The organism is Hornefia butyriciproducens (genome assembly GCF_009695915.1).
GTDB lineage: Bacteria > Bacillota > Clostridia > Peptostreptococcales > Anaerovoracaceae > Aminicella > Aminicella butyriciproducens.
Genome location: NZ_VUMZ01000009.1, coordinates 91155 through 102527 on the forward strand (window position 1 = coordinate 91155; position 11373 = coordinate 102527).

At 48.5% G+C, this 11373-nt stretch carries 9 protein-coding genes; 3 read left to right on the forward strand and 6 right to left on the reverse strand.

What is annotated here, in order from left to right; translation table 11 throughout:
• Nucleotides 1-3: 3 nt before the first annotated feature.
• Entirely contained in the window at nucleotides 4-2298 is a 2295-nt protein-coding gene (locus FYJ64_RS09535; RefSeq protein ID WP_154574917.1) for an ABC transporter ATP-binding protein/permease, read from the forward strand.
• A gap of 2 nt (nucleotides 2299-2300) precedes the next feature.
• Nucleotides 2301-4772 (forward strand): ABC transporter ATP-binding protein/permease, encoded by a 2472-nt coding sequence (locus FYJ64_RS09540; protein ID WP_154574918.1) that lies wholly within the window; start codon nucleotides 2301-2303, stop codon nucleotides 4770-4772.
• A 189-nt stretch (nucleotides 4773-4961) separates the two neighbouring features.
• On the opposite strand, the gene pdxR is transcribed toward FYJ64_RS09540, so the two are convergent.
• Nucleotides 4962-6347, reverse strand: a complete 1386-nt coding sequence (gene pdxR, locus FYJ64_RS09545; RefSeq protein ID WP_154574919.1) for a MocR-like pyridoxine biosynthesis transcription factor PdxR — start codon at nucleotides 6345-6347, stop codon at nucleotides 4962-4964.
• A gap of 268 nt (nucleotides 6348-6615) precedes the next feature.
• Here pdxR and FYJ64_RS09550 point away from each other — a divergent pair, with 268 nt between their 5' ends.
• On the forward strand, nucleotides 6616-7170 hold the full coding sequence (locus FYJ64_RS09550) for an ECF transporter S component (RefSeq protein WP_154574920.1): 555 nt from the start codon (nucleotides 6616-6618) through the stop codon (nucleotides 7168-7170).
• Between the two features lie 200 nt (nucleotides 7171-7370).
• On the opposite strand, the gene FYJ64_RS09555 is transcribed toward FYJ64_RS09550, so the two are convergent.
• The 5 genes from FYJ64_RS09555 to FYJ64_RS09575 all read right to left on the reverse strand — a co-directional run bounded on the left by FYJ64_RS09555 (nucleotide 7371) and on the right by FYJ64_RS09575 (nucleotide 10883).
• Nucleotides 7371-7838, reverse strand: a complete 468-nt coding sequence (locus FYJ64_RS09555; protein WP_465250644.1) for a low molecular weight protein-tyrosine-phosphatase — start codon at nucleotides 7836-7838, stop codon at nucleotides 7371-7373.
• A 161-nt stretch (nucleotides 7839-7999) separates the two neighbouring features.
• Entirely contained in the window at nucleotides 8000-9199 is a 1200-nt protein-coding gene (locus FYJ64_RS09560) for a site-specific integrase (protein ID WP_154574922.1), read from the reverse strand.
• A 135-nt stretch (nucleotides 9200-9334) separates the two neighbouring features.
• On the reverse strand, nucleotides 9335-9544 hold the full coding sequence (locus FYJ64_RS09565) for a MerR family transcriptional regulator (RefSeq protein ID WP_154574923.1): 210 nt from the start codon (nucleotides 9542-9544) through the stop codon (nucleotides 9335-9337).
• Nucleotides 9541-10356: an ATP-binding protein gene (locus FYJ64_RS09570; protein ID WP_154574924.1), complete on the reverse strand. Its 816-nt coding sequence runs from the start codon at nucleotides 10354-10356 to the stop codon at nucleotides 9541-9543. Before FYJ64_RS09570 ends, FYJ64_RS09565 begins: the two co-directional genes overlap by 4 nt.
• On the reverse strand, nucleotides 10356-10883 hold the full coding sequence (locus FYJ64_RS09575) for a replication initiator protein A (RefSeq protein ID WP_154574925.1): 528 nt from the start codon (nucleotides 10881-10883) through the stop codon (nucleotides 10356-10358). Before FYJ64_RS09575 ends, FYJ64_RS09570 begins: the two co-directional genes overlap by 1 nt.
• Nucleotides 10884-11373 lie beyond the last annotated feature (490 nt).

Below are 11373 nucleotides of genomic sequence, written 5' to 3' on the forward strand. Positions count from 1 at the left end.
AAAATGCCGCATATGATTGAGATGCGAAAGGTGTCGAAGTTCTATTCCGGCCACGACACGGTGAGTACCGGCTTTTCCAAGGTGGATCTGAATCTGGACATCGGCGAATTCGTGGTGATCACCGGAGAAAGCGGAGGCGGAAAGTCAACACTGCTGAACGTGATTTCCGGCCTGGACACCTACGAGGAGGGGGAAATGTTCGTTGCCGGACAGGATACCAGTGCCTTTCGGACAGAAGACTACGAGAACTACCGCAAAACCTATATCGGAAATATTTTTCAGGATTATAACCTGATTAACAGTTACACTGTCTATCAGAACGTGGAGCTGGCGATGCTGCTCAACGGACGAAAAAAAAGAGAACTGAAATCCGGCATCATGGGAATTCTGCGCTGGCTGGGACTTCGGGACTATGCCAGAACAAGAGTGTCCAGACTTTCCGGAGGACAGAAGCAGAGAGTGGCCATCGCGAGAGCCTTCGCCAAGGACGCGCCGATTATCGTCGCGGACGAACCGACAGGAAACCTGGACAGCGAGTCTGCTGCGCTGGTGATGGAGACACTGTACAAAATCTCCCGTGACAAGCTTGTCATCGTGGTCACCCACAACTATGAGCAGGCTGAGCCCTACGCCACGCGCCGCATCATGATGCGGGACGGAAGAATCATCGAGGACCAGAAACTGAAGCCCGTGCAGAATGTGGAGCAGGAGAGCGAGGCCGTCGCCGGAAAGGAAGCGAAAAAGAAAAGGACGCGCCTTTCCGCGATTTCGGAACTCCGTCTGGGCATACGGAACACCTTCAACCTGCCCGCTAAATTCCTGCTGCTTCTCTTTATCTATCTTTTTGTCAGCACTGCAGTGCTCGGGGGATATTCTGCTCTGATGAATCAGGAGCACGAGGTTTCCCTGCAGGGAAGCAACCAGTATTTCTATGATACCTCTCCGGAACGGATCGTGCTGCACCGTCAGGACCAGAAGGCCTTTACTGCGGCCGATTATAAAAAAATCGAAGGAATGGCGAACATCGATCATATCGTCAAGAATGATCTGGCGCTGGACCGTGTTGTTTCTCTGGAATCCCAGAAAATTTATGTGGAGGGACCGGCGTACAGCGTGTCCACCATCAGCAGCGGAAAACTGTCCTTCGGACGCCTTCCGAAGAAAGCCAACGAGATCGTCGTGGGCGTGAACGATATGTCGGAAGCCTACGAATCGCTGAAGGAGATGGGAGAGAAGATCCTCGGCAAGCGCTACTATCTGGACACCTATAACGTGGACGAGGGTACAGGAGGAAGAATCTCTGACAAAAAGGTCCGCGTCGTGGGCGTCATTCTCAACGATGAAGAGGATTCACGAGCCGCGATGTACGCTTATTCCCGAATATACGTCACGGATGAGCTGGCGAACAGAATTCTCGTGTCCACGGTCGCCACATCCTCCGGCACTACGTTGACAATGAACGGGAAAATAGTTTCGCGGAACAACGCACAGGCAGTGTTCATCTCGGACCGGGTCAGCCCGGGAAATGTCTGGATCTGTGAAGATGACGCAGAGAGCTATTACAAAGACGGCAAGGCTGTGGGATATCCTTTGAAAGTGAAGATTACGAACCGCTACTTCACCTCCCGCAGGACGCTGAAGGTTAGCGCCGTGTTCAAAGCAGATAACATGCAGTCGCTGTTGGGCTACCAGAAAAGCGACTATGATACATATGCGCAGTGCATTTTTGTGAACAGCAGGGATTTCAACCGTCTGTTCGACCGGGGAAACTACCAGATTTCCGCCTATATGAAGAATGAAGTGAAGTCCGACGCAACCATGAAAGCGCTGAAAAGCGCCGGGTACCAGCCTTTGTCCATGAAGAGCGTCCTCTCGGACACCACACAGGGCACCGCATTCATCAACAAGATCTTCAGCAGAGTGCTGCTCGGGATCCTGTTCATTGCGCTGTTCTTCATCGCTTACGCGGTGATACGGCTGATCATGCGGTCGAGAAACACGTATTATTCAACTCTCCGGATCCTGGGAGCGAGCCGCGGGAACACAGCGAATCTGCTGCGCATCGAGCTTCTGATGGTGATGCTGATCGCCGTGGCGCTGGTTATGGGCTTTGTGACTCTGGTCAACCAGGGAATCCTGCCGCTGACCGCGGTAAAGAACTTCGTCTCCTTTATGAGACCGCGCTATTACAGCGCTTTGTTCATCATCATGCTGGTCATGTCTCTGCTTATTTCGGAGCGGTATTCCCGCAAGATCTTTAAGAAGAGTGCGATGAACGTATACAGAGGGGAGGCGTAGATATGATCCGGTTAGAGAAGGTAAACAAATATTTCAACCGCCATAAGGCGAATCAGATCCATGTGATCGACAACACCAGTCTGGAACTGCCGGAGAGTGGCATCGTTACCCTTCTGGGCGCCTCGGGCAGCGGCAAGACCACGCTGCTCAATGCCATCGGCGGGCTGGACCGGGTAAACAGCGGGAGCATCTTTGTTGACGGACAAAGGATTACCCGCCGCCGTTCCGGCAGGATCGACACAATACGCAATGCGAACATCGGATATATCTTCCAGAATTTCAATCTGATGGATGACCAGACAGTTTTCGACAATGTCGCCGTGGCTCTGCGGATGGTGGGGATCCGGAACAGGGAGATCATCCGGAAAAGGGTGCATTACTGCCTGGAAGCCGTAGGGATCTATGCGCAGAGAAACAAAAACGCGGGCGCGCTGTCCGGCGGACAGCGCCAGAGAGTAGCCATCGCCCGGGCCATCGTCAAGAATCCGAAGATTATCATCGCCGACGAGCCCACCGGAAATCTGGACAGCAGCAATACGCTTGAAATCATGAATCTGATCAAGAAGCTGTCCGGAGATCGTCTGGTGCTGCTGGTCACTCACGAAGAGAATATCGCGGAATTCTATTCCGACCGCATCATCCGCATCCGAGACGGACGGGTGATCAGCGATGAGGAGAATGAACGGAACTCCACGCTTGATTATCAGCTGGAAAACCGCATTTATCTGAAGGACATGCCGGTGCAGAATCATATGAATTCTCAGGGGATTTCCGTGGATGTGTATGCGGACAGGCCTGTGCAGTCTGCCATCAAACTGGCGGTGCGGGGCGGGAATCTGTTCATTGACACCGGAGGTCAGTTCAGTGTCATCGATGAGACCAGCGATATGGAACTTATCGACGATCATTATTCCGCCATCGATCAGAGCGTATTTGAGAGCAGCGCATTTGATTACAGCGCCTGCCTTCCGGAGAATTTCAGAGCGCGCTACCGCTCTGTCTACACGCCGCTGAACTGCATCGGAAAGGGTTTCGCCTCTATCCGGAAATTCCGGACGCTGAAGAAACTCCTTCTGATCGGTTTTGTGATTGCGGCTATTTTCGCATTTTACGCAGTGAGTCATATTGTGGGAATCCTGGACGTTCAGCGGGGTGATTTCATGAAGACGGACGAGCATTATGTCACGGTGGCTAATCCGGGGAAGAGCGCTGCCCTTGCGAAAAAGGCTGCGGCTACAAAGGATGCCGCGTACGTGATTCCGGGGAATTCGACGGTGACATTCACGGTGCCGATGAACGATTACTACCAGACGGCGTCGCTCAGCGGACAGCTTCAGGGGTCCATGGTCTCTCAGGAATTTCTGGATAAGGACCGGCTTTACGCCGGAGAAATGCCGGAGAAGTCGCATCAGATTGTGGTGGATAAAATGGTGCTGAAGTCCTTCTTCGCCCAGAAGACGGGATCTGCCATCGGACTGACGAAGTACAGGCAGTTCCTGGGACGCAGGGTTACGCTTCCGGGTCTGAAGGCCTACACCGTCGTCGGAATTTCAGACTGCGGATCTCCTTCAATTTTCGTCCGGAAGAGCCAGTTTACCGACATTCTGGCTGCTGCACCATCGGAGGAGGCGCAGGAAAATTATGACGGAGACCTTGGCACCGGCTATCTGTCGGAAACCGGCACAGCTGAGGGCGGAACGCAGGTGCGGAATTACGATCTGGCGAAGGGAAGCCTGAAAATCAAATCCGGTCATAAGCCTGAGAAGAATTATGAGGTGATCGTCAACAGTTCACATTCCGAGGAAGACAAAATGAAGATCGGCAAGACCATCACGCCGAAGATGAATGGAAGGAAGCTGACCATCGTAGGGTATTACACCTCTGCGAAAGAGGGCGAGGATACCTATTACGTGACAAAGCATACAGTGGCTCTGGATAATATCCACAAACAGAAAAAGCTGTCGGTGTACTCCGAGGATCCGGAGACTCTGGTGGAGAATCTGGCTGCGAAGGGGCTTACCGGCACGGTGAATTTCAATCGGGAGAAGGAAGCGTATGTTAAATCGGTTCGGGACGCACTTAAGACGTCTTTGATTCTGGCCGGAATCATACTTCTGATTTCGCTGATCGAGATCTATCTGATGCTCCGGTCCTCCTTCCTGTCCAGGATCCGCGAGGTTGGAATACTGCGCGCCATCGGCCTGAAGAAGAGGGACATTTACCGGAAGTTCGCCGGGGAGATTATCGCAATTACAGTGATTACCGCCACCGTGGGCATCGGCATCATGTATTATATGATGTACCACCTCGTGAGCTTCAGTTCATATTATAAAAGCCTGTATACGGTCAGTCCCCTGACTGCCGGAATCACATTCCTGCTGATTCTGGTGTTTAACCTTTTGGCTGGTCTGCTGCCGGTGGCGACGGTCATGCGCAAAACGCCTGCGCAGATCCTGGCGAGAAGCGACATATAGCGCGCCGGGCGGCTCACGACGGCTGGCGATCGCCGGCGACCTCGAACGCCGGACGCGCCGGGGACGACGATGGCGTACTGCTGACGCGCGCTCGCCGCGCCGGACAACTGCCGGAGATCGCCGATGGTATACTGCTGACGCGCGCTCGCCGCGCCGGACAACTGCCGGAGCTTGCCGATGCCGGCGCCGTCAGGCATCAGTCCGCCAGCTCCGTACCATTTCCCGTATCAGAGAATCGATTTCCTCCAGCGGGATCTGATTGTAGTAAAAGATCAGCGCCGCGGTTTCCCGGTGTGTCAGCCGTGCCACCGGGGAAACGTGGATCGCCAGCTGTGCCGCCCGCCGGCTCAGCTCCTCCGGCGGCAGCGCCGTATGAACCTGCAGTGTGATATTGATTCCAGACCGTGTGTTCAGCGGCCGGACGAATCCGTCGGCATATTTCTCAAAAGCGCTGAGTACGGCGTGCAGTTTCTGTGCATAGAGATTACGCAGCTTGCGGATGTTCGTATAGTAGTACCCTTTTTCCATGAACATAGCCAGGGTCAGCTGCTCCTCCTTGGAACAGGTCTGATCATAGTCCTTTTTTATTTGTCCGAAAATCCTCGCCATCCCCGGGGGCAGTATCATGTAGCTGATTTTAATCGCCGGGAACAGGGTCGAGGAGAAAGATCCGAAGTACACAACATGATCGCCGCTGTCCAGCCCCTGCAGGGACGGCACCGGCTTTCCGAAGTACCGGAGCTCACTGTCGTAATCGTCCTCTAGGATGATGCTGTTATTTTCTCTCGCCCATTCCAGCAGCCTGTAGCGCCGCCCCACGGGCATTACAGAGCCTGTCGGGAACTGGTTAGAAGGGCTCACGTATACGGCCGACGGGATATTTACCGGAAGCTTTTCAATCACAATGCCGTCCTCCTTCACAGGAACCTTTGTCATCCCGAAACCCAGATCCCGAAAAATACTCTGCACCGGCAGGTATCCCGGGTCTTCTGTCGCCACGTGGTCGATGTGCATCCGCCGCATGATCCTGGCCAGATGGTTGGTCAGCTGCTGAGTCCCCGCACTGATGACGATCTGCTCCGGAGTGCACCGGACGCCCCGGGAGGTGTAGACATATCGGGAGATTTCATGTCGCAGAACGCGTTCCCCCTGAGGATCACTTTCGGACAAAAGCAGGTCCGGGTGCTCGGTGAGCACTTTCGCCATACATTTTTTCCATTTGACAAAATCAAAGGAACTGAGATCGTATTTGTATTCAGGTTCCTCAAAGGGATATGTATCGAAGTCGAAGTTTTCCGGCGACTCTCCTTCGCCGCCGGAGCCCGAACCGACCTCGGCGACATAGTATCCCGACTGCGGACGGCTGATGATGTATCCCTCCACCAGGAGCTGGTTGTAGGCTCCCGCCGCCGTAGTGATGCTGATGCCCTGTTCCCGGGCCAGACGGCGCAGCGAAGGGAGCTTCTCTCCGGCCGCTATATTTCTTTTAGTGATCTCCCGCTTCAGGTAGTCGTATAACTGTACATACAGCGGTCGAGAAGAACTGTTATCTAATTCGATTGTAAACGGCTTCATTTTGTTCCTTTCTGTAAACTGTACATCTGAAAATAATTAAAACTGAATGTTTAACAGAATACACTTTAGTGATATTATAAATGTGACCTCAGAAAAGGTCAATACCCTATAAGTGATAAAGCGAGAGAGCTGCGAGAGAGCTGCGATAAAGCAGCGAAGCAATCGAGTGATCGGGCAATGAAGCAATTGAGCAGCCGAGCGATGTCTCCGCGGGAATTGAAGATGAGGGCGAGGTCAGAACTTTACAGAAAGAATCAGGTGATAAGACATGAAAAGACTGGACACGGACAAGACAATCTACAGAATCGTAATGACCGGGCTGATGATGTGCCTCATTCTGGTGGCAACCAGCCTGTTCAAAATCCCGGTGCCGGGAACGCAGGGCTACGTCCACCTGGGCGACGCCATGATCTTCCTGTCGGTATTGCTTCTCGGGAGAAATTCCGGAGCGCTGGCCGGCGGACTGGGATCCGCGCTGGGAGATATCCTGGGCGGGTACGCCTTCTGGGCGCCATGGACCTTTGTGATCAAATTCCTGATGGCGTTCATCATGGGATTGGTCATTGATCTGCTGGAACGCCGGGGCCGCAAGGTCTCCGATAAAGGAGTGACGGCTGTCGACATCGTTGGCATGGCGTTTGGCGGTGCGGAAATGTGTGCCGGATACTTCCTGGCAGAGCGCGTCATCTACGGAAACTGGGTTACCGCGGCTGTCGCCATCCCATGGAACATCGGACAGTTTGTGGTGGGTATCATCGTTGCCGTTGTGATTACGCAGGCTTTGTACAAGACCCCCGCAAAAAAATACTTCGCAGCGAGATAACCGATCTGCGCATCACAGCAGCACGGAACCGTGCGATGCCGCAATGCCCGCAAACGGGCTGAGACAAAACAGAATCTGAATTTTGAACGGGACCGCCGCATCGGAATTAATTGTCTGATGCAGCGGTTTTTTTTCGGCAGGTCGTCGATGCGCTCTTTGCATTATCAATATTTTACGAATATTCGACGGCAGAGCACGCATTATAATAACTCCCGGAAAAGTCCCTGCAGTCCTGTCAGAATATCATCGTAGGTTTCGTCGAAGTTTCCGGTGTACCAGGGATCCGCAATGCTCCGGTCTTCACCCGCAAAGTCCAGGAGCTTGAAGACTTTTTTCTCCGGGTCGCCGCCTGCGATGCGGATGATGTTTCGAACATTGGCATCGTCCATACCGATGAGATAATCGAACTTGTTGTAGTCGGTCCGGCTCATCTGCCGGGCATAGTGGCGTTCATAGGGGACGCCGTTCTCCTGCAGCTTTTTTTTTGTGCCCGGATGAATGTCATTGCCGATTTCCTCACGGCTGGTGGCAGCAGACTCGATGAGAAAGTCTTTCTCTCTGCCCGCCTTGCGAACCATATTTCTGAACATGAATTCTGCCATGGTGGATCTGCAGATATTTCCGTGGCAAATAAAGAGCACTTTTATCATTGTTGCATAACCTCGCATTTCTTAGTTTTTCTTGGTATTTCGGGCTTTGTGAGCCTTTGTAATTTTTTGCTTTCTGGCATAACCTGGTTTATTTTCGCATAATATCGTCAGCAAAAGGTGTAAAATAAGGTGTATGTTTTTCTATTTTACACCTTGCTATTTTTAATTAAAAATCGTAATTACACAACCTGAATCCGGGCAACTTCTGCCCTGGCATCCTCAAGATTTACATGCGTATATGTATTCAGCGTTACGCTGATCTCTGAGTGGCCCATCAAATATTGCAATGCTTTTGGATTCATTCCGGATTTTGCCATATTTGAGCAATAGGTGTGCCGGCATACATGCGGTGTAATGGCAGGCATCTGTACTTTGTAAGTATTATTATACTTCTGAATGATGTGTTGGAAATAATGCTCCCAGTGCAGGGAATAACAGATACTTTCATTTTTATCAAAGTATAAGAATCCACTTTTTCCATCTACCATAGGTTCTGCTTTGGGCGGGTTTCGTTTTTCTATTATTTTCCGAAAGCATTCCTCTACATCTGCAGTCATAGGTATCTTTCTCGTTCCGCTGGTTGTTTTAGTCTCTTGAATATAATATCCGATTTTTGATTTTTTCTGCAATTGATGATCGATGTTGATCGTATGCTCCTTAAAATCAATGTCAGAAATGGTCAAACCACAAAATTCCGAGATGCGAAGGCCGGTTTTAAATAATATGTAAATCCCCTCATAATACCTGCAAAAATGAGAATCCTCTTTCACAAATCGTAGAAACTTACGTTCCTCCGCTCTGCTGATTGCTTCTCTTGTCACACTGTCATTCACAACCACTTCCATTAGCTGAAACTGAAATGGATTTTTCCTGATCAGGTCATCATCCACTGCCAGCTGAAATGCCGGACGAAGAACTCCTCGGATTGAATGGATGGAACTATAGCTTTTCTTTTCTACCTGCTGAAGATGTATCAGCCAACATTTTGCATCCGAAATCCGAACCGTATCAATCCTTCTTTTTCCAAATGGATCTTTCTTCAATAAATTGATAACTGTTCCGTATCCTGCAACTGTAGTAGGTCTGACACCGGTTTTTGTTGATGTATATTTTTCAACCAGTTCCAGTACCGTCATATTTCCGCCATTTGTTGCAATCTGCTCGAAATGGTCCGCCTGGATTTTCTTCTCCATCTCCCGAAGCGACAAAGTACGGCGCTTTCCTTTCGGAGTTGCATCGTTATGGTCTAAGCGCCAGCTATATACGTAGCGCTCCTTTCCCATCTCATCGACATACTTAAATCGATATCTGCCATCAGATAACTGTATTTCTCCATTGTGTAATATACGTCCTCTATGATCTCTCCTTTTTTCACTCATAATCTTTTAGTCTCCTTCATCAAATGTTCATTTAACTTGGAAGACCGTCTCGGTTTCTTCATTATACCACAAGCCCTTCCCTTCGCTAAGATAAAATAAACATTATTTTAATTACTATTTCTTCTATTCTGTCACTTAAACTGTATTGGCTGTGTCCAGATAATCTTCAAATAATTTTCTTTTGAACCGGATATGCGAACCAACTTCCAAAATAAAATCTGCTCCTTCATTTTCACCTGCGATTTGTCTCAATCTCTTTTCTCCAATTCCGTAATATTCTGCTGCTTCGGAAACATTTAAAGAATATTTCTGCCAAACAGGTATTGTTTTTTCTGTATGATTCATTCGCATTCCTCCTCCCCTCTGTTTGTATTCAACAGCGTTTTCGCTTTCTCCATTTTCATACTTGCAATCACTTCTCGTTTGCTTGCGCCTCCAACATACATTGGTGTACACATTTCCAAAATACGGTCATAGATACGCCTTTTATCCAACATGGTCTCGCTTTTTATTTCTTTCAGTGGAAGATTAGTTGTGATGATCAAAGGTCGTCCTGAACGGATCCTGCGGTCTATGACGCTAAAAATAATTCCTAACGCATATTCTGAATTTCGTTCCACTCCAAGATCATCAATAATCAAAAGCTGATACGAAGCCAATGCATTGATATATTCCGTTTTGTCTGCCAGTGGAAATATATCATCGATAATGGTATTGAAGTTGGTCATCTTTACCGTTACTTCTCGTTTAAGAAGATCGTTGGCTATGCACCCGGCAGCATAACTTTTCCCGGTACCAACCGGTCCCCAGAACAAACAGCCTATATGATTTCTTTGCATTTTCTCCCAGTTATCAACATAATTTTTTGCCTTATGCATTACCGCATCTGACATATCTGCATTCTCAAATATCCACTCTTCCATTCTGCTCTCGTCAAAACAGATGCTCGTATTTCTGCTGACTAATTCCCGGTGTTCTTTGTCTTTAAAATATTTTTGTTCTTCTTCATACGCTTTTCTGTCACAGGCACATTGCCTGGAATGTTTCTTCATCCCCATAAATCCACCCTCAGGGAAAAAAGCTTCTTTCGCTTCCCCACAGACTTTGCAGTATTGCAAACCATCACTACCTACACATACGGTATCTTCTTCTCTCATCACAAACTCTCTCCTTCCCCATAGCAATAATTTACTTCATGATATTTATTTCTTTTATATTTCTCAGTTACTTTACTAGGTGCCATATTTTCGACTCCTGCACAGCCATTTTTACGACCAGATGATGGATGCTTTTCCGACTCTATTACAGCCATCTTTTCAACCGCCTTATCATCAACCGTCTGTAAAGCTATCTCATCAGATGGAATTTTTACATATAAATGATTGGGTTTTGAAAATCCACCGGATCTGCGAACCAATAGCCCCACATCATCTAATTCCTTCAATGCTGTTTTTACAGAAGATTTGCATTTGTCGATTTGAACAGACAATTCCTCTATAGGAAATATCAGATAAACATTTCCATACTTGTCTATCCAGCTATTCTTTCTCGATATCCGTGCCCGGTCATACAAAATCATATAAAGAAATTTTGCATTTTGAGAAATGCGCAGCTTCAGCAAAAACTTCGGAAACTGGAAGTACTGAAGCATCTGCTCTGACTCCTTCATGTATTCATATTTCATTCTTTTCTCGCCTCATTTCTGTTTCTAACTGTTGTAAAAATCATTTTTATGCCGGCCAAAAAATGTTCTTACACTTATACAAAAGATGAAGGGCATAAATACAGCCTCTTGATGAAAAAATTTTTATTTTTTTCTGTCAAAAACACTCTTACACAATACGAAACGCTGAGAGGCATTTTTACAGCCCCCTGAGGAAAACTTTTTTATTTTTTCGATTAATTAAATATTTGAAAACAAAAAACACTCACCTATTCCTGGTGAATGCCTTATCAAATTTTTCTTATTTTGTTGTCTGTGACGCTTATCCAGATATGCCTGCATATCTGCTAAAATATAATTGCCAGCAATTATATTTTCACGTGGTGAGTATTCCGGAGTGAAATCCATCACCTGTCCGGCCATTGGAAATCACCATTCCGGTCAAACGGAAATCAGCATTCCAGAGATGGAAATCACCAATATCCTTTCTTAGAATAGTGATATGCACCTT